The organism is Paenibacillus sanguinis 2301083 = DSM 16941, assembly GCF_000374825.1.
In the GTDB taxonomy this organism is placed as follows: Bacteria; Bacillota; Bacilli; order Paenibacillales; family Paenibacillaceae; genus Fontibacillus; species Fontibacillus sanguinis.
Window position 1 is genome coordinate 277,115 of the sequence record NZ_KB895376.1, and the last position, 18,650, is coordinate 295,764.

The following is an 18,650-nucleotide window of genomic DNA, read 5'->3' on the forward strand; positions in this document are numbered from 1 at the left end:
AATTATACTCTGTTTAGAAAGAAACTCCAACTTTGTTTTTGTGCAAAAAAACGCTCAAATCCATAGAAATCGAGCATTTTAGCCCATTTTCGTTAGGTTTTCTTTCTCGCGCAATACGCGCACAGCGAATTTGGGCAACGCAAGCATTCTTCGGAAGCGGGTAGGCTCCTTCAGCAGCCGATACAGCCATTCCAACCGCAGCTTGCGGAACAATTTCGGCGCCCGTCTGGCTCGTCCCGAAATAACATCAAAGCTTCCGCCTACCCCCATCATTACCGGCACTTGCAGCTGGTCCTTATATTTTGCAATCCACGGCTCTTGAGTATCCGCACCACGGGCTACAAACAAGAGATCGGGCTTCGCCTTGACGATCCCGGCAACCACTTCCTGGTCCTCTTCAGCAGTGAAATACCCATCCCGATAACCGGCAATCTCTGTTCCAGGATACTGTAAGGCCAAGCGTCGAGCGGTCTCCTTAATCACATCCGGTGCTGCGCCCAGCAGGTACACCTTCCACCCCAAGCGGTCTCCTTGCTTCATTAATTCATGAAGCAGTTCATACCCGGGGACTCGTTCCTTCACGGGATCGCCGCCTTTGCGGGTCGCCCATACCAAGCCGGTACCATCCGGAACAATCAATTCCGCAGTTTGCATCATTGCTTTATACCCGGGGTTTTCAATGGCTGCCATCATCATAATCGGGTTAGCCGTAATAATATGATGGGGCTGCCTTGCAGAAACAGCGTCCGTTAAGTAAGACACCGTCTCCTCCATTCCCCACTTGCTCACAGCAACGCCAAATACCGAGACTCTAGGAATACCTTTATTCATCTTGGTCATCCTCTTGCTCCCCCATCACTTTCGTAGAAATTCGGCAATTTTCTGCGCCGGCACCCGCGCCTCCCGCTTCAGTGCATGAATCTGCGCCTCACGAGTCTTGCGCCAGGCTTCAGCTTCTTGCAGAAGACGTTCGCCTTCCGCTGCCAGAATTCTCGGGTCCAGGTCCTCCGTTGTCCCTACCGGAACACTGTTAATCCGGCCAAGAAAATGATCAATCTTCGGATCATAGGAGATGCCGAGCAATGGAATTTGCTGAGAAGCAGCATAGATCAGACTGTGCAGCCTCATCCCCACCAGCAGGCTGCAGCGGCTCACTTCCCGCAGCATCTCCTGCGGGTGCTCTGCTTCTGACGCAATGCTTACCTTGCAGCCACGTTCTTTCACATTTCCAAGTCGCTCCATTACGAAGCGGGAAGCTTCATCGTCACCAGGAAAATGAAAAGGAAGAAAGCGGATATGCACCGGCCTACGGCGGCAGAGCAGCGCAAGCCCTTCGGCGAGCTGCGTAAGATCCGTTCGCTCCCCATTCCAGAAACGAACAGATACACCCACTATAGGCAACTCATCCGGAGTTGGCTTCTCAGGATCGCCTTCCTCCAGAACAAGTCCCATCACCGGGTCGGGGACTACCTGTACAGCATCCTTGCCGCGGATTCCCATCTCGCGAAGCAATGCGGCGGATTCCGTATCCCGCACCGAGATGTAGTCACAGCGACGAAAAACCGATGCGATGAATGGGCAGAACATCTTCCGATGCACCGGTCCAATCCCTTGAGCATAGACAAAGGTTGGCTTGCCCATCCATTGCGCTAGCTTGATAATCCCCAAATAATAAGGGATTGACTTCAAGCCTGTCGCATCCTGGAGCAAGCTGCCGCCGCCGCTGATCAGACCGTCACTGTTCTTTATAGCCTTCCTTACCTCACCGAATTTCATCCGGTGTACAGACTCCACCCCATAAGTACGGCTTGTCCATTCCGGATCAATGGACAGGACCACAGGCTTGATGTCCACTCCGGACGTCAGACCCTCTTCCTCCAAGGCAAGCAGAATAGACTCCAGCACCGCTTCGTCCCCGCTGTTGCGAAACCCGTAATACCCCGACAGAACTATGGTTTTAGCAGTCGTGGCGACCATTTGCTCCAGCACCTTTCAATGATTTGCCAAGCCAGTACGGCAAGCAAGCCTACCACCAGCCCCAACCCCAACCCCAGTACACCGCGAATCAAGGACAGGACGGCGGGAGTGTGAATATGCGCAAATGTATCCACCATCGATAATTGACCCATAACCGCCAGAATCATGGCGAACAGCGGCCAACGATAACGACAGGCTGCAAAGATGCCAACGATGAATAACGGATGCGCGAGCAAAAATTCCTTATTGCGAGGACGTACGCCAAAGGCATTCTCCAGGAAAGATCGGAAAGCAGCTTCCCCAGGCAACAGCGTTCCCGCATTCCCGGTACGGGATAAATAATATAAGGCGGCTACGCCCAGAACTGCAGCGATCGCAACCCACAATACTGTAATCGGCATCCGCAACCAATTGCGAAGCTCCTCCGCTACGGAATTGCCACGGTACAGAAATACATAAATGGCAATGAGCAAAATCGGGGCCAGATGCAGCAAACCGACACCACGGAATTGGCTCAGCACCAAACTATAAGTAATGTTATTCAGCAGAGCAATTACAAAAGGTACAGCAGCAAGCGACAATACCGAGGTTTTCAAATACAAAACGAGAGTATGGGTCAGTCGGCGTGCCCCTGTCATATCCGGGTGCTTTTCCCGAAGCTCCTCTACCTTGCGAATAGCCAGCACCATAGCAATGGTTGGCGCACTAATCGCAGTAAACAGGGCAAGCGCCTGTTCCAACAGATCGGGACGGAGAATATACAACCCGCCTGAGCCGATCAAGCCAAGGATAAAGGAAGCTAGGGTTAACGAAGGTGTGAAGCACGATATCAGTAACGCAATGAATGCCACACCTCCCAGCACAACCAATACCTTCAAATAAGTTTGCCAGCTTGCGTCATGTACTGTAAATGCTTCAGCAGGAGCAAACTCGAACCCGTTATTTTCAATACGCTGAACCGCATTCCCCGGAGCCTGCAACGAACGAACCAAGTTCTCGATGGGGTTCGTAATTGCCGCTTTGCCAGCATCCTTGGAAGCAGATGCATTAAGATACACCATCCGGATATTCCGGTCCTTTGTCGCCAGAACGAACCGATCCGCTAACGTTTCCGGGCTTTGGACTGCTTCGCCGTCAGTCACTGAATGAAGACGAACCACGTTGTAGTCTGTAAGATAAGCGAGGGTATTAAACCCCTTCTGCGGTGTCTTCAGCCCCTCAATGACCACAATGCCCAGCTTATGCTCGTTCAACAAACTGGCAAAGGCTTGCAAGCTGTTCTTCGCCTCATCCTCATTAAATCCCTTCACGGATTCGCCATCAAACAAAATACGCGTAACCCCATGTTCGGCAAAGAAGGCTAGCTGCTCATTCAACGCCTCCTGATCATAAGGTGCGTTGTCGGACAATCGGGGGAGAATATGGAAGCCTTTATCCTGAAGCATCGAGAATGCAATCGGATCCAGCGGCAAGGGCTTCATCAACGCTTCCTCAATACCCATGCCGATAACCAGTCCAGCCTGATCCTGATAACTCCAGTTAGCTACCGTTACATCGAATCGGCCAAATGCTTCTCTAATCATGGAACTTAATTGTTCTTCATTCGCCTGACTCGTAAACGCAATATAGGTGTAATTGCCATCAGGTGATATGACACTCTGGTTCAGCTTGGCCGCTTCCAGCGAGCTAAAAACCATAATCCGCCGCGCCTTCGACAATTCATCCAGCGTGCTTTCGAACATGGCCATCGTTGTCACGCCAGCTTCCTTCAATCGGTCCAGTTGCTCATCCATAAAGGTTGCTGGATCTGCTTGATAGGACGAAATATCCACCAAGGCCCGATAATTAAAGACAAACTCCACTTTATTTGCAGATGAATCTGTCTGTACCCGTTGTACGATTACTGGCAAAGATGCCAATATTCCCACGATCACTAAAACCCACAACCATTTGCGGGAGCCGTTATTCCATCGTTGCCAACTCTGAATCACTAAGGTACCTCCTCAAAATGTTTCCTAACGGTCTACCCGGGCAAGCACTTCCCGCTGCATCGCTTCCAGTCTGGCCTTGGCATCCTCATTTGATGTTCCTCGCACACCGAAGTAAAATTTAATTTTCGGCTCCGTGCCGGAAGGACGCAAGCAGAACCACGAGCCATCCGTCAGCAAAAACTTCAAAACATCGCCCTTTGGCAGTCCATCAAGGCCTAGCGTGTAATCAAGCACATTGGCCACACGGATACCGGCAACCTCCTGAAGTGGCGTAGAACGGAACTCCTCCATCAATGAGTTGATTTGCGCCAGACCGTCCTTGCCCTTCAATGTACGGGAAGCCAGTGTTTCCCGGTAGTAGCCAAACTGGGCATACAGTTCCTCAAGAACATCCAGCAGCGTTTTCCCTTGGCGCTTGTAGTAAGCTGCCGCTTCGCAAAACAGCATAGAGGCCACGATAGCATCTTTGTCCCGGGCATAATTCCCGGCCAGATAACCATAGCTTTCCTCATAACCGAACAAATAAGTATAATCTCCGCTGACTTCAAACTCGTTCATCTTCTCGCCGATATATTTGAAGCCTGTCAGCGTATTAAACACTTCTATTCCATAGTGGCGGGCAATAACAGCCCCTAGCTCACTGGTTACGATTGTTTTCACTACAGCCCCATGCTCCGGCAACGTTCCCGCTTCCTTCATTTGGCTAAGTACATAGTAAACGAGCAAGGAGCCAGATTGGTTACCTGTCAGAATTTCATATTCTCCATCTGCCGTTCTTACAACAGCTCCCATCCGGTCGGCATCAGGATCGGTGCCAATGAGCAGGTCAGCCCCCACCTGCTTGCCCAGTTCAATAGCCATAGTAAAGGCTTCCCGTTCTTCCGGGTTCGGGGACTTAACGGTAGGGAAATCGCCGTCAGGCAGCTCCTGCTCCTTCACAATATGAACCTGGGTAAAGCCGATCTTCTCCAATACGCGCCGCACCGGCAAATTCCCGGTTCCATGCAATGGAGTGAAGACTACCACCACGTCCTTGGCAGCCCCTGCGGCCATAAGCTCACGGTTCACGCTAGTGCTTGCCACCACTTCCGCAAATGCCTCGTCTTCAGCTTCTCCAAGCCAAACAAGCATTCCCTTGGTCTCGGCTTCTTCACGGCCCAGACGTTTCACTTGCGCAAATGAGGAAATGGCCTGAATCCGCTCAATGACCTCCTCCGCCTCATGCGGCACCAACTGTCCCCCGGTGGCATTGTATACTTTGTAGCCATTGTATTCAGGCGGGTTATGACTTGCCGTAATAACGATACCGCCAGTAGCGCCGAGATCACGCACACTGAAGGACAACTGCGGCGTTGGGCGCAACGATGGGAATAGCTTGGCTACAATGCCGTTACCGGCCAATACCAAGGCAGCTTCCAGTGCAAACTCCGGCGAGAAATGGCGGCAATCATGAGCGATCACAACCGAAGGTTGGCCAGCCTTGCCTGCATGTGCCCGTAAAATATAATCCGCAAAGCCCTGGGAGGCCCGCGCTACCGTATAGCGATTCATGCGATTGCTGCCCGCACCGATAACACCACGCAGCCCTCCTGTACCGAACTCTAAATCCCGATAAAACCGATCTTCCAGTTCTACCGGGTTCGTCTTCTCCAAGTCACGTAATTCCTGTTTGGTCTCTTCATCAATAGACGGATCTTGCAACCATCCTTCTACTTTCTCCAGAACGGCTTGGCTGATTTCTGTCATCGCTGGTTCTCCTCCTTAACCTGTTAAGACAAAGCAAACATAATTTCGCCTTCGGCGACGATCTTATCTTCTACCTTAGCTACGGCCCGGCCTTTGCCAATCGAGCCTTTCATACGAATGATATCGACCTCAAGGCGCAACGTATCCCCCGGGAAGACTTGTCCACGGAAACGGAATCCGTCCAGTCCGGCCAAGAGGCCAATCTTTCCCCGATTGCTTTCCACATTTAACATAGCTACAGCTCCAACCTGAGCAAGCGCCTCAGTAATCAGTACACCAGGCATTACCGGAAAGCCGGGAAAATGCCCGGTAAAAAAAGGCTCATTAATCGTTACATTTTTAATCCCGACAGCACGCTTTCCTTCCTCCAATTCAATAATCCGGTCCACCAGCAGGAAGGGAGGACGATGAGGCAAAATCTCCTGAATTTCATTTGTATTCAACATATGTATTTCTCCTTTCAGTTCATTGTATCCGGCATCATGGTTTTCAATCTGACCCGTTTCGTGATCAACAGATGACTTTTTGAACTACCTTTCAAAGTGAATAAAAACGGCAGGTTCCGGTCACACTGTAATTATCCTTCGCCTCTGCAGAAGCGAAGGTTAAGATAAGGGGCTTATCCGCAAACGACCGCATGTCGTTTACAGATAAAGCCCTTTTTTCACATACAGTCCCCCATCATTATACATTTTCCGCGCCTAAAAAGAAAACTCCTATCGGTCGAATTACTGTCCGATTACTTGGCCTTAAAACCTGCAGAAATAGTAAACGGCCTCAGTCCGAAAAATAGAACCTGAGGCCGTGCTACTATTTGTAGTATTTATTTCAGTTAATTATTGCAACAATTGTGAATTAGTTAGAAAAATCATCTAATCTGCTGCTTGTTTTGTCTTCATCGTAAATATAGCCATTGATATCAGCATCATCATATTCATCTTCAATATCATCTATGATGGCTTTCTTAAAGCTACTTTTTCTGCTGCTGCTCAAGCCTTCCCAATCTTTTCTGTCAACATAAATTTTTACAGTAATATCATCTTCGTCACCGGATAGCTTGATGTCAAAATCGACACTTTGATAAGTTCCATAATCATCATTCAAGTCGTCTTCAAGATCCCCCAAATCACTAGAGCTGGAAGACTTATCCTTCAGACTTGCCGTGCCGGAGGATGTTACAGAAATGGTGGAAAGCGTATTGGAATTTCTATCATTACGAACCGTGCCAGAAATCTTTACAGATTTATAAGAATCATAGATTTCATCTACAATATCTTGAATAAAGCTCTTCTTCTGACTGTTTGATAAATCGTTCCAGCCCTTCTCATCTACATTCACACGAAGCGTGACATTTCTTTCATTCCCACTCAACACAATTTCAGCTTCTGTGCTTTTATAGTCACCATAATCATGGTTCAGATCATCTTCCAGATCATCCAGATCAACATCGTCTTTGTCATTCGCCTTTTTCTGCAAGTCTTCTTTTTCTTTCTTCAATTGTTCAATCATAGCATCTTTGGAAGCTGCTTCGGACTTGGCTGCAGCAAGCTGCTGACTTAACGAATTGATTTGATTATTCAGCGACGTAACCGTACTTTGGTCTATCGTAATCCCATTATCCACGATGACTACCCGTTTATTGGCGGAATCCCACGACACCTTCTTATCCAGTGCAGTGCCCACCATACGAAGAGGCAAATAGGTCGTACCATTAATCATAAACGGTTCAGTAGCAGCATCTGATGGCAAGATAGTACCGTTATAAACGATGGAAATATCATTATACACCGCTTTAATCGTCTTAGTAGCTTTCGCGGCATATACAGGATTAGTAAGAGCAGCTCCGGAAATGGTTAAAGCTAATGCGGTACTCAGGATGATTGCTTTTTTGAATCTCATTTTTGGCTTAATCTCCTTTTCTTAAAATATAGTAATAAAACATATGATTAAAAATCATATAAAATTATTCTAACATTGAATTGGAGAGAGAAGCAACCCGCCTTAACTCCCCCCCTTAAAACTAAGGGGCAAATACCAGATCAAATACATGACGCCAGGTGGACCAATTCCAAATCTCCGACGGGTCCTGCTTGCCGAAGACAACATAGCCGACGAATGCACCTCCGACCAAAGCCAGTACAAGAATCAGCAATATAACGACGATGCGCAGGATCGCAACCCACGTCGCACGACTCACTACCGGTTCATTCTCATCTTTACTCATGCCCAAACCACCTATCCGCGCAAGTTGTTGGCCAGGCCCATCATCGTCTCACCAGAAGTTAATGCCCGGGCCGCCAATTGGTACGCGCGCTGCACCTGCACCATCTCAGCCATTTCATCAGTCAAATTTACGTTAGATTGCTCCAGCACACCCTGACGCACACGTGCTTGACGGTCCTCCGGAAGGGTTAGCGTATCCACCAGCGCATCTGCTGCTTCCACTCCGCCAGGCAGAACAAACAGGTTTTCCCCTCTTTGCTCAAGTACTTCCGGCCGTTGTGGAGTGAGCAAGGCAATTCGGCCAAGAGGAGTGATCCCCTCTCCTTCTGTAGCAAAAATATTCCCTTGTTCATCAATACTTAGCGCTGCATTAGCAGCAAAGGTAATCGGTTCAGCCTCTGCATTAAGCAATACATAACCTTGATTATTCATCAGAAAAGCGGCTTCCCCATCCTCCGGATCGGGCTGGACATGGAAATTCCCCGCCCGAGTATAGACCACGTTGCCATCTGGAGTCAGAGCACTGAACAGGGCATTCCCTTCAATCGCCAAATCGGTAAAGTTTCCGGTCTCCTTAAAGGAGCCTTGTACAAAATTCAACCCTATATGCGACATTCTCGAGCCAAAGCCAAGGTTAAAGCCCAATGGCGTTGACCGGCCAGGTAAGGATAAATCGGCAGTATGACCCTGTACCTGGGTCAAGGTATCCTCAAAGCTGGCTTCCTTGCGTTTATAACCTACCGTATTCACATTGGCTATATTATCAGCGAGCAAATCCAGCCGTTGCTGTATCCCGCTCATGGTTACCATCGCACTAACGACGGAGTTATTCATACCGCACCTCCTGTTATAAGCAATCTACATATTATACACGGCTTATACACGGCCAATTTCATTAACCGCTTTATCCAAACTCTTATCGTAATATTGAATTACCTTCTGATTCGATTCATAAGCCCGTTGAGCCGTCATGAGATCAACCATCGATTGGGCTGTACTCACATTGGATACTTCCAGGAATCTTTGCCGCACCTCTGCTGCATCCTCTTCGGTCAAAGGGCGTACGCCAGCGGCTTGCTCATTGTCAACACGGTAGACCCCCTGTCCTTCCCGGACCAATTGATGAGGCTGCTCCACAATGCTAATCCCCAGGGTAGCAATGTCAATCTGTAACCCCATAGTGTCGACTCCTGTCAAATTCCCTGCACCATCACTAGTTAAAGTATCAACCGCTACGTCAACAGGCAAAATGATAGGGGCACCATCTACATCAAGCACCTGGTACCCCGCAGAGGTTCGTAGCTCGCCTTGTGCATTTATTTGAAAGGTGCCATCTCGCGTATAGCGAACATTGCCTTCCTGATCTTCCACAGCAAAAAATGCCTGGGGCTGGTAAATTACTTCGCCATTCTCAGTCACAAACTTCCCGGAAGCATCAAAAGTAATCGCCTCTCCAGTCGCCGGATCAAGCCGACTAAGTCTGGAAATCAAGGCAAAGTCGGTCAGTTTGCCGGTCTCCTCCAGATCCCCTTGCGCAAACGAGGCAAGGCTCTCCTCCGCAAACACTCCGTTCATGAGCTTTCCGATAGCACGCTGTCCACCCGTCTGCTGATCTCCAACCAAGGAAATCAACATTTCGGGAAAAGAATGGGCTACTGTGTTCACCTGCTTATAACCCGGGGTATTCAAATTGGCAATATTCTGCGTCACCGTATCGTGACGCCGCTGCTCCATTAGCATACCGGAAGCTGCGGTATAGAGACCTCTTAACATGGCCTTCCCTCCAAACCATCTATATATTCAGCTCATTCAGTTACATTCAGCGCCCTTGCGAGCCGGATCATTTCTTTATATATCGGCGAATCAGAACTTTTTCTTAAGCACCTTGTCCAAATTATCAAGCATAATGCCCGTTCCCTTCACAACGCAATGCATAGGGTCTTCAGCAATCAACACAGGCACCCGCAGCTCTTCGGCAAGCAGCTCGTCCAACCCGTTCAGCAGAGCGCCTCCCCCTGTCAGGATAACACCCCGATCAATAATATCAGCGGATAATTCAGGCGGAGTGCGCTCCAATACCGATTTTGCCGCAGCTACAATAGTAGAGATTGGATCAGCTAACGCCTCTTGAATTTCATTAGCCGTAATTGTAATCGTCAGCGGAAGCCCGGATACCATGTCGCGACCGCGAATATCCATTTCGGCCACGCGTCCGTTCGGATATACCGTCCCGATCCCAATCTTGATGTCCTCTGCGGTACGTTCCCCGATCAACAGCTTATATTTGGTTTTAATATATTTGATTATGGACGAGTCGAACTTGTCCCCTGCTATTTTAATAGACGAGGCCGTGACGATATCTCCCATAGAGAGCACCGCCACGTCCGTCGTCCCGCCACCGATATCAACAACCATGTTGCCGCTAGGTTCATAAATATCCATGCCAGCGCCGATGGCAGCCGCCTTCGGCTCTTCTTCCAGAAATACTTCCTTGGCGCCGCTACGCTCGGCAGCTTGCCGAATCGCCTTCTGCTCGACGGATGTAATATTCGTTGGTGCGCATATCAAGATTCGCGGATGGCTGTACCAGCTTCGGCCCCCTACCTGATCTATAAAATATTTCATCATCGTTTCCGTAACTTCGAAATCAGCAATAACCCCATCCCGCAAAGGACGAATCGCAATGATATTTCCAGGCGTGCGGCCTACCATGCGTCTCGCCTCTTCACCCACGGCCAGCACCCGTCCCCCATCGCTGTCAATGGCCACGACAGAAGGCTCGTCAAGAACAACTCCCTTTCCTTTTACATGAATCAGCACATTGGCTGTGCCCAAATCAATACCAATATCCTTGCTCATCATTTGATCCCCCAAAGCGTATTTTTGTAGATCACGGAAAGGAAGTGCTGCCTATTTCCATGCCATATGGTAAAAAAGTCGTTAGCGCAATAAGTCGAAATTCCGCAAAAATCGATGAAAATCCACATTATCCTATACCATATTTAAAAATACCATACTTTAGGGGATGGATTCAATGATAATCGTCCGCTAGGACGCTGTTGCACAAAACACTAGTTCAAGGAGCTGATCACCTCTCGTTTAGGTTCCCCCTTTTTTTTGTACTTAATCTTTGTCGCTTCTCCTCCACGCAGGTGGCGAATGGATTTGTGGTATTCGAGAATGTGCTTGACCTGATCGGCCAAATCCGGATTAATCTCCGGTAAGCGTTCTGTTAAATCCTTGTGCACCGTGCTTTTCGATACGCCAAATTCCTTGGCAATCGTCCGAACCGTATGCCGCGTCTCCACGATGCACCGACCTATCTTAATTGTCCGTTCCTTGATGTAATCGTGCACGCTCCCGCCTCCCTCAACTCGAGATAGTTTGGTACATTATATGAGGGGCGGGCCTATATATTCTTTGTTTCCAAGCCTGACAAGCCTAGGCGAGGCCATTTATTTTACGGACAACCTTGAAAATAAGGGGAGCAACAAATGTGATGATCTCCTTCCCGACTAAGCTTATAAACGTAAAAAAAGAGAGCTTTCGCTCTCCTTGGGCAACAGCAGCACATCCTTGCTATGAAGAATAAGCGCCTGCCTTATAGGTTAGATGGGTTTAACTCAGTTCTTCGGAAGCACAGTTTCCGGATTGACCAGTTCGTCGTTTTCGTAAACGGCGAAATGCAGATGGTTATCGAGATCCTTCTCGATTTCATTGCGCCCGGCACTACCGATTACATCGCCTTGCTTGACTTCGATATCCTGCTTTACCGTTACTTCCGACAGGCTCTCATACAAGGTCTTCAGGTTGCTGGCGTGAGTAATCTCCACCACATACCCCAGCAGCGGCACCTCTTCCACTCTTGTCACCTTGCCGCTCATCGCGGCGGTTACTTCAAATGGCTTGCGGTCCTCCCGTGCCAGGTCAATCCCTGTATTCGGCGTAAACGTATCATTGTACTGAACCAAGGCAGCCTGATGCTGTTCTGCCGTGCCTTCTTTCTCATAGAACGGCTTGACGACAGTTACCTCGGCGCTGTTAGCTACCGGCCAGGCCAGGTCTTCCGCAGACGCAATCACTTCGGTCGCTTCTTCCCCGTTCATCCCTTGTTGTGTTCCAGCCTCCTCGCCGGACAAATCGACGACATCGGTCACGCTGGCGGGGGTCGAGTCCATCGGCTTGTTGCTCGCATCCTGGTAGACCCACACTAAGGTTAGTATAATTGCCGCTGCCGCCACATATGCTGCCGGGTAAACCCATCTCTTGGACAATAATCTCTTCCACGCGGATACCGGGGCTGCCGGCTCTCCCAATCCTTTTTTAGAAGACTCCTCGTGGGATTGTTTGTTCTGATTTTCATTCATTTGTTCATCACCTCAGTAACCAGTGTTACCGGGGTCAACTCTTTTATACTTCGTTTATATTAAATTTTTTCCAAAAAGGAAGACGCCTGCCCAAAATCAATCCCCGTATAGTAGTGTTTGAGAATCTGCGTTGTGGTGAATCCCTGCCGGGCCATGCCGTTGGCCCCCCACTGGCTCATTCCGACACCATGCCCGTATCCATAGGTTGTAATCTTCACCTTGTCGCCGTCCAAAGCCAAGGTAAACTGACTGGATCGCAGCTCCAGCTTCTCTCGTAATTCTCGTCCGCTATATGTCTTGTCTCCAATTCGGAATTCTTTCACCCGTCTCCCAGTCGTCCAGGAGAGGGTTTGAAAGAGCTTATCCGCCTTGAGCTTGAATTCCTTTCCCCCCTCCCCTTGAGCGAAAGCAGCAATCGCAGACTGAACTGTCTTGGGAATCGGCTGACCCAGCTTGCGATAAAGCTGTGCGAGCGGCATCTCGATTGTCTCTTTGCTCTCGGGGTGCACCTCGGCATCCCATGGGCTGGCCACACTGCGGAGATACGGCACCTTCAGGGACCAGTATTCCTCCGAATTCTCCGTATGCCCTCCGCTGGATGAGAAAAAAGCAGCGGTAATGGGCTGTCCGCGAAATGTCATGACAATCCCCTCCGTTTGACGCACTGCCTCCTGGAGCTTCGCAAGCTGCGCTGCCTTGCCTTGCTTCGGCCAGGTCATCAGAACCACGCGGGACAGGTAAGCCTGGTGTGCCGTCGTGTCATTGACGTCGGCGGCCTTGCCAGCCATATCGCCGGTCTCGTCCATGGCCAATCGCCGGACGATATAGGTACGGGCGGCAATGGCCTGGGCCTTCAGGGCCGCGAGCTCGAAGTCCGCCGGCATCTCCGCGGCGAGCACGCCGGTGACGTATTGTTCGAGCGGCACGGTCTCGATCTTGCCCGTGCGCGTAAGATGCACGCGCACCGGCACCCCATCCGCCAGCGCCACATCGGCAGGGGGGGCTGGCGGAGCAGCGGGGCGCGCGTCTCGCGGGCCCGGCTCCGCCGCTTGCGCCGCGGCCGGGTCCGGCGGCGTTGCTGGCGCAGCCGCGCGCCAGGTGAGCAACGCTGGCAGCAGCAGCGCCAGCGCGAGCACGGCCAGCGCCGCCAGCCAAGGCGCGGCGGGCGGCCCATGCCGCCTGCTGCCAGCACGGCGGGCGGCAGCGCTTCCCCGCAGGCCGGCTAGCAGGCGACCGCTCCTTGTATCGGCCACGGCCACCTGCCCCCGTCCCTGCGGCTTCTCCTTATCGCTTGGCAAACCTGGGCCACCCGACAATTTCCCTCTGCGTTTTACCGCCTCCATCTTGTCGCTCTCTTCACGTCCTGCTGGTTGTGTCACTCTAGGTATTATATTTATTTTCAAAGAATCCGCCGTTCCTTTTCTCTTATGCTCATCAATTAGTCTATGCTGCTGCATCATTCCCATCTGCACTCCCCACGTCTTCTCTCTTATACCTTTTCCCCGCTATACTTATAGATATGTATTTGTCCCGGATGCTAGAACCCGGCTTCAGCCCATTCTCTGAAATGGATGTCTTCCTCGCAAATAGAAGCTTGCCGCACGTACATCATTTCGCCGCATAAAAAAACGACCCGGAATACCGGATCGCAAGGCAATTATACTTCTGTTTGATTTTGGCTTCGATGAAGAGCCTCTTTCTTGTAAAGCTCTCCCCATTCCTTCATTCTTTCAATAATCGGTATCAGCGTAGTACCGAATGGGGTCAAGGAATATTCCACCTTCGGCGGCACCTGTCGGTATACCTCACGATGCACAATACCGTCGTCCTCCAGTTCGCGAAGTTGCAAGGTCAGCATCCGCTGGGTAATGGTTGGGCAAATTCTCCGGAACTCATTGAACCGGATTGGCCCGTCCATCAAATGATAGAGCAATAATCCCTTCCATTTGCCGCCAATAATATGCAACGTAAATTCTACAGGACAATCATCACCCCGGGGATGGGCCATTTTCTCACTTTTACGGCTTCCTATGTCACTCACCCCTTCCATCGGTATATAAATATAATCTATACGCTTTTATGATCGTATCCTTATTTTAGAGTACATCCCTTAGTTACACAACCTTTACAACATGCCAAAAAGAAGCTCCCATCGCATCTACATGAGGGAACTTCTTCTTTCTGCCTAATAACGTATAAAGTTTGTTCACAAACTTATCTTTTGATTTGCACTCGTGCTACTGCCGCTATAAGTGTGTGTTCAACAAGTCTGGTTTAGTTGACCTGTTGAACTACCTCTATAAGTAAATTAAGCCCAAGATGGCTGAATTTTCAATACAGGGGTTTCTTCTTTGACGCTAGCCGTTGCCTTACCCGGCTCCGCCGCAACTTCTTCTGCTGAAATGCGCCAAATGTTCGCTCCGAGACCCATCAGTTTCTCCGCCAGGTTCACATATCCACGATCAATGTGGTGCGTGCCGCTTACCTCTGTCGTTCCATCAGCTACAAGACCAGCAAGAATCAGAGCTGCTCCCGCACGCAAATCCGTCGCGCAGACCTTAGCACCACTCAGCCTGGTTTTGCCGCTCAAAATCGCGCTGCGTCCTTCCACCTTGATATCCGCATTCATTAACCGGAACTGATCCACATGCATAAAGCGGTTCTCGAATACAGTCTCTGTGATGACGCTGCTCCCCTCTGTTACTAATAACAAGGCCATCATCTGCGATTGCATATCGGTGGGGAATCCGGGATAAGGCAATGTTTTGACATCCACCGACTTTAGCGGCTTATCGGCAATCACACGAACCCCATTTTCTTGAGCTTCCACCTTGACGCCCATTTCCTCCAGCTTGGCAATCACCGGACCTAAATGATCGGCAATGGCTCCTTCTACAAAGACATTTCCGCCAGTAATCGCAGCCGCAACCATAAATGTCCCGGCTTCAATCCGGTCAGGAATGACGGTATGCTCGCAGCCATGCAGCTTCTCGACACCTTCAATACGAATCATTCCTGTGCCTGCACCGCGTACAATAGCTCCCATACTGTTCAAATAGTTGGCAAGGTCCACAATTTCCGGCTCTTTAGCTGCATTCTCAATCATCGTGGTGCCTTCAGCAAGCGTCGCTGCCATCATAATGTTCTCGGTGGCACCCACGCTGGCAACGTCCAGATATATTTTCGCGCCGCGGAGGCGGCCATTCGATTTTGCTTCAATAAACCCGTGGCCCAAGTTAATCTCGGCCCCCATTGCCTCAAATCCCTTGAGATGCTGATCAATCGGTCTTGTGCCGATAGCGCATCCTCCCGGCAAGGAGATACGAGTAAATCCTGTCCGTGTCAACAAAGGGCCCATGACAAGAAAAGACGCCCGCATTTTTCGCACCCACTCATAAGGCGCTTCACATGAAGCGATTTTGCGTGCATCAACCGTAATCACTTCCCGGTCGTATGTAACACTCGCCCCAAGTGATTCCAACACTTTATTAATGGTCATCACATCGTCTAATGGAGGCGCATCGCGAATGATGCTTACCCCTTCTTCACCCAATAAAGACGCTGCAATGATCGGCAGCACTGAATTTTTAGCTCCGCTGACTTTTACGTTCCCGGCCAAAACATTGCCACCGCGGACGATAAATTTGCTCATCACGTTTCCCTCCGCGCGTTCATTTTCACTTTTCTACCTGATATGGAAAAAAATTAAACCCGTTCATTCCCCAAATTTCATCATATCATCGGTCATTTATGGTACACAAGACCCTTAACGTGTCGAAAAAACGTGTTTTGGCTCAGAAATCGCCGTCAATCCCATAGAAGGACCTGCTTTCGAGTTTCTAGTCCCTATTCACCATTGTTGACACAATGAATTGATGTTATTCGACATTTTCTCTGCCTACGCTTTTATTCAGAACATGTATCTCAACATTTGAGTGTACCCCCAATAATCCAATACAAACAAAGCGACAAAACGCCCTAACACAACGGCAAGCAGAAGCTGTAGCAATTTCCCTTGCGGCCCCTTTGGATTGCGGATAAACAAATCCAGCTTTAAGTTTTGCAGTGCCCACCAAGACGCGGCGACACAGGCCAGTGATACCAGGATAGCCGTCAGGCCACCCGCGCCGACCGAAGCAGATGCCAGGTCGATCGGATTCATAATCTAATCCCCCATCATGTTCTATATTTATGCTGCAAGCCTCTAATCGGTTAATCCGCCAATTATAACCTTTTGAGTTAAATTTCACAATCTCTTAATATATATCGGTCACAAACATGTGAAAATATAGACCCTTTTTATCATACTTGTCACCAGGCAAATAATCCAGCTTTTCTTTCCAATGCAAGGGTTTTCATTTTACGGTAGCCTATAAAAATCAGACTAACGAACTATATCCGGGACAAAAAAACGGGCACCCCATGAGGTGCCCGTTAAGAAGCCGGATTCAAGCAGCCTTACGGTTTATCGTGGCTGGATACTGTAATCCGGGTCACTGCTCTTTGCAACGCCAATTCAGCCCGGCGATGATCGATGCGGTCCTGGTTGCTGCGCGCTGCCAGACGACGTTCAGCACGTTCACGTGCCGCGATGGCCCGCTCAATGTCGATCTCCTCTGGAAGCTCGGCGCTTTCGGCTAATACAATGACTTTATCGCCCTGTATTTCAGCGAAGCCGCCATGCACCGCAATCGTTGTCGTTTCATTGCCCTTCTTGGCTACCACCGGGGCAACCTGAAGCGGCGTCACCAATGGGATATGTCCTGGCAGAACACCAAGCTCCCCTTCAATACCGCGGACAGTCAGACTGTCCACCTCTTTGGAGAACACCACGTGTTCCGGCGTAACGATTTCCAATAATAAGGTGCTCAAGTTTATCCCTCCTGTTCGCGGGACCGTTCATTTCTGAAACATCCGCATTCACGGCGCGGTTTTACAGCGTCTTGGCTTTCTCAACGGCTTCTTCAATCGTTCCTACGAACAGGAACGCAGCTTCCGGCAGGTTATCGTGCTTACCTTCCAGAATCTCCTTGAAGCTACGAACCGTTTCAGCAATCGGTACATATTTACCTGGAATACCGGTAAACTGCTCGGCCACATTGAACGGCTGCGACAAGAAGCGTTCGATCTTCCGCGCGCGAGCTACAAGCGTCTTGTCGTCGTCCGACAATTCATCCATGCCGAGGATGGCAATGATATCTTGAAGCTCTTTGTAACGAGCCAGAATTTGCTTAACCCCTTGAGCCACAGCATAGTGCTCTTCGCCTACGATTTCCGGTGTCAAAATCCGCGAGCTGGATGCCAGCGGGTCTACTGCCGGGAAAATCCCTTTCTCGGAAATTTTCCGTTCCAGGTTCGTCGTTGCGTCAAGGTGAGCAAATGTTGTTGCCGGAGCAGGGTCAGTATAGTCATCCGCAGGCACGTAGATGGCTTGAATCGAAGTAACGGAACCCTTCTTGGTAGAGGTGATCCGTTCTTGCAATTGCCCCATTTCCGTAGCCAGCGTTGGCTGGTAACCTACTGCGGAAGGCATGCGGCCCAGCAGGGCCGATACTTCGGAACCCGCTTGAGTAAAGCGGAAAATATTATCGATGAAGAGCAATACGTCACGGCCTTCTTCATCACGGAAATATTCAGCCATAGTCAGACCGGTCAAGGCTACGCGCAAGCGAGCGCCTGGCGGCTCGTTCATTTGGCCAAATACCATGGCTGTTTTCTCAATAACACCGGACTCCGTCATTTCCATGTAAAGGTCATTCCCCTCACGGGTACGTTCCCCTACACCGGCAAATACGGAAATCCCGCCATGTTCATGGGCAATGTTCCGGATAAGCTCCTGGATAGTTACCGTTTTACCTACACCGGCACCCCCGAACAGACCGATTTTACCGCCCTTGGCATAAGGCGCCAGAAGGTCGATAACCTTGATCCCGGTTTCCAGCATTTCAGCTTGTGTGGACAAGTCTTCAAATTTGGGCGGTTCACGATGAATCGGGAATCTAAGCTCCGTATTCGCTTCTCCCTTGTTATCGATCGTTTCCCCAAGCACGTTAAATACACGGCTCAGCGTTGCTTCCCCAACCGGAACGGAGATTGGCGCGCCCAAGTCGAACGCTGCCGTTCCGCGAACCAGACCATCTGTTGAAGCCATAGCGATACAACGAACCAGGTTGTCGCCGAGATGATTGGAAGCTTCCAGCATCAAAGCCGCTTCACCGTCTGGTTTCTCGATTTTTATTGCGTTGAAGATTTCCGGCAGTTGACCACGTTCGAACTCGATGTCGACAACCGGACCCATTACGCTGACAACGCGTCCTTTGTTCATCTTCGTTTCCCTCCTAATAAT

Annotated in this window: 18 protein-coding genes; all 18 read right to left on the minus strand. The window is 50.0% G+C overall.

Annotated elements, in window-relative coordinates; genetic code table 11:
* Nucleotides 1-78 precede the first annotated feature (78 nt).
* Nucleotides 79-840: a WecB/TagA/CpsF family glycosyltransferase gene (locus tag C557_RS0101320; RefSeq protein WP_018750008.1), complete on the minus strand. Its 762-nt coding sequence runs from the start codon at nucleotides 838-840 to the stop codon at nucleotides 79-81.
* 15 nt (nucleotides 841-855) lie between these two features.
* The gene (csaB, locus tag C557_RS0101325; RefSeq protein WP_018750009.1) at nucleotides 856-1,977 is read right to left on the minus strand and encodes a polysaccharide pyruvyl transferase CsaB; all 1,122 of its coding nucleotides are present in this window, start codon (nucleotides 1,975-1,977) and stop codon (nucleotides 856-858) included.
* On the minus strand, nucleotides 1,950-3,968 hold the full coding sequence (locus C557_RS0101330; protein ID WP_018750010.1) for a DUF5693 family protein: 2,019 nt from the start codon (nucleotides 3,966-3,968) through the stop codon (nucleotides 1,950-1,952). The genes csaB and C557_RS0101330 overlap by 28 nt, the downstream gene beginning before the upstream one ends.
* 24 nt (nucleotides 3,969-3,992) lie before the next feature.
* Nucleotides 3,993-5,714, minus strand: coding sequence for a phospho-sugar mutase (locus C557_RS0101335; RefSeq protein WP_018750011.1), 1,722 nt, complete (start codon nucleotides 5,712-5,714; stop codon nucleotides 3,993-3,995).
* Nucleotides 5,715-5,737: 23 nt separating this feature from the next.
* Nucleotides 5,738-6,160, minus strand: a complete 423-nt coding sequence (fabZ, locus tag C557_RS0101340; protein WP_018750012.1) for a 3-hydroxyacyl-ACP dehydratase FabZ — start codon at nucleotides 6,158-6,160, stop codon at nucleotides 5,738-5,740.
* A gap of 409 nt (nucleotides 6,161-6,569) precedes the next feature.
* Nucleotides 6,570-7,613, minus strand: coding sequence for a copper amine oxidase N-terminal domain-containing protein (locus C557_RS0101345; protein ID WP_018750013.1), 1,044 nt, complete (start codon nucleotides 7,611-7,613; stop codon nucleotides 6,570-6,572).
* Nucleotides 7,614-7,734: 121 nt separating this feature from the next.
* Nucleotides 7,735-7,938, minus strand: a complete 204-nt coding sequence (locus tag C557_RS0101350; protein WP_018750014.1) for a DNA-directed RNA polymerase subunit beta — start codon at nucleotides 7,936-7,938, stop codon at nucleotides 7,735-7,737.
* Between the two features lie 11 nt (nucleotides 7,939-7,949).
* Complete coding sequence (locus tag C557_RS0101355) at nucleotides 7,950-8,771, minus strand: flagellar hook-basal body protein (RefSeq protein ID WP_018750015.1); 822 nt, start codon at nucleotides 8,769-8,771, stop codon at nucleotides 7,950-7,952.
* A gap of 42 nt (nucleotides 8,772-8,813) precedes the next feature.
* Nucleotides 8,814-9,710 carry a flagellar hook-basal body protein gene (locus C557_RS0101360; protein WP_018750016.1) on the minus strand — a complete coding sequence of 299 codons (897 nt, stop codon included), beginning with the start codon at nucleotides 9,708-9,710 and terminating at the stop codon, nucleotides 8,814-8,816.
* 90 nt (nucleotides 9,711-9,800) lie between these two features.
* The gene (gene mreB, locus C557_RS0101365) at nucleotides 9,801-10,799 is read right to left on the minus strand and encodes a rod shape-determining protein (RefSeq protein ID WP_026263232.1); all 999 of its coding nucleotides are present in this window, start codon (nucleotides 10,797-10,799) and stop codon (nucleotides 9,801-9,803) included.
* Between the two features lie 209 nt (nucleotides 10,800-11,008).
* Nucleotides 11,009-11,293 (minus strand): sporulation transcriptional regulator SpoIIID, encoded by a 285-nt coding sequence (gene spoIIID / locus C557_RS0101370; RefSeq protein ID WP_018750018.1) that lies wholly within the window; start codon nucleotides 11,291-11,293, stop codon nucleotides 11,009-11,011.
* 267 nt (nucleotides 11,294-11,560) lie between these two features.
* Nucleotides 11,561-12,304 carry a M23 family metallopeptidase gene (locus C557_RS0101375; protein WP_018750019.1) on the minus strand — a complete coding sequence of 248 codons (744 nt, stop codon included), beginning with the start codon at nucleotides 12,302-12,304 and terminating at the stop codon, nucleotides 11,561-11,563.
* Nucleotides 12,305-12,363: 59 nt separating this feature from the next.
* Nucleotides 12,364-13,764, minus strand: coding sequence for a stage II sporulation protein D (gene spoIID, locus C557_RS22795; RefSeq protein ID WP_240472899.1), 1,401 nt, complete (start codon nucleotides 13,762-13,764; stop codon nucleotides 12,364-12,366).
* 197 nt (nucleotides 13,765-13,961) lie between these two features.
* Entirely contained in the window at nucleotides 13,962-14,312 is a 351-nt protein-coding gene (locus tag C557_RS0101385) for a winged helix-turn-helix transcriptional regulator (RefSeq protein WP_018750021.1), read from the minus strand.
* Nucleotides 14,313-14,612: 300 nt separating this feature from the next.
* Entirely contained in the window at nucleotides 14,613-15,956 is a 1,344-nt protein-coding gene (gene murA / locus C557_RS0101390; protein WP_018750022.1) for a UDP-N-acetylglucosamine 1-carboxyvinyltransferase, read from the minus strand.
* Between the two features lie 258 nt (nucleotides 15,957-16,214).
* The gene (locus tag C557_RS0101395; protein WP_018750023.1) at nucleotides 16,215-16,466 is read right to left on the minus strand and encodes a DUF1146 family protein; all 252 of its coding nucleotides are present in this window, start codon (nucleotides 16,464-16,466) and stop codon (nucleotides 16,215-16,217) included.
* Nucleotides 16,467-16,762: 296 nt separating this feature from the next.
* Nucleotides 16,763-17,176, minus strand: a complete 414-nt coding sequence (locus C557_RS0101400; RefSeq protein WP_018750024.1) for a F0F1 ATP synthase subunit epsilon — start codon at nucleotides 17,174-17,176, stop codon at nucleotides 16,763-16,765.
* Nucleotides 17,177-17,237: 61 nt separating this feature from the next.
* Nucleotides 17,238-18,629, minus strand: coding sequence for a F0F1 ATP synthase subunit beta (atpD, locus tag C557_RS0101405; protein WP_018750025.1), 1,392 nt, complete (start codon nucleotides 18,627-18,629; stop codon nucleotides 17,238-17,240).
* Nucleotides 18,630-18,650: the final 21 nt, after the last annotated feature.

What these genes read in the sequence shown, in the direction of transcription:
- C557_RS0101350 (WP_018750014.1), bottom strand. Translation starts at nt 7,938, where the DNA reads ATGAGTAAAGATGAGAATGAACCGGTAGTGAGTCGTGCGACGTGGGTT.
- C557_RS0101385 (WP_018750021.1), bottom strand. Translation starts at nt 14,312, where the DNA reads ATGGCCCATCCCCGGGGTGATGATTGTCCTGTAGAATTTACGTTGCAT.
- murA (WP_018750022.1), bottom strand. Translation starts at nt 15,956, where the DNA reads ATGAGCAAATTTATCGTCCGCGGTGGCAATGTTTTGGCCGGGAACGTA.
- C557_RS0101320 (WP_018750008.1), bottom strand. Translation starts at nt 840, where the DNA reads ATGACCAAGATGAATAAAGGTATTCCTAGAGTCTCGGTATTTGGCGTT.
- csaB (WP_018750009.1), bottom strand. Translation starts at nt 1,977, where the DNA reads ATGGTCGCCACGACTGCTAAAACCATAGTTCTGTCGGGGTATTACGGG.
- C557_RS0101375 (WP_018750019.1), bottom strand. Translation starts at nt 12,304, where the DNA reads ATGAATGAAAATCAGAACAAACAATCCCACGAGGAGTCTTCTAAAAAA.
- C557_RS0101335 (WP_018750011.1), bottom strand. Translation starts at nt 5,714, where the DNA reads ATGACAGAAATCAGCCAAGCCGTTCTGGAGAAAGTAGAAGGATGGTTG.
- fabZ (WP_018750012.1), bottom strand. Translation starts at nt 6,160, where the DNA reads ATGTTGAATACAAATGAAATTCAGGAGATTTTGCCTCATCGTCCTCCC.
- C557_RS0101360 (WP_018750016.1), bottom strand. Translation starts at nt 9,710, where the DNA reads ATGTTAAGAGGTCTCTATACCGCAGCTTCCGGTATGCTAATGGAGCAG.
- C557_RS0101345 (WP_018750013.1), bottom strand. Translation starts at nt 7,613, where the DNA reads ATGAGATTCAAAAAAGCAATCATCCTGAGTACCGCATTAGCTTTAACC.
- mreB (WP_026263232.1), bottom strand. Translation starts at nt 10,799, where the DNA reads ATGATGAGCAAGGATATTGGTATTGATTTGGGCACAGCCAATGTGCTG.
- spoIID (WP_240472899.1), bottom strand. Translation starts at nt 13,764, where the DNA reads ATGATGCAGCAGCATAGACTAATTGATGAGCATAAGAGAAAAGGAACG.
- atpD (WP_018750025.1), bottom strand. Translation starts at nt 18,629, where the DNA reads ATGAACAAAGGACGCGTTGTCAGCGTAATGGGTCCGGTTGTCGACATC.
- C557_RS0101395 (WP_018750023.1), bottom strand. Translation starts at nt 16,466, where the DNA reads ATGAATCCGATCGACCTGGCATCTGCTTCGGTCGGCGCGGGTGGCCTG.
- C557_RS0101355 (WP_018750015.1), bottom strand. Translation starts at nt 8,771, where the DNA reads ATGAATAACTCCGTCGTTAGTGCGATGGTAACCATGAGCGGGATACAG.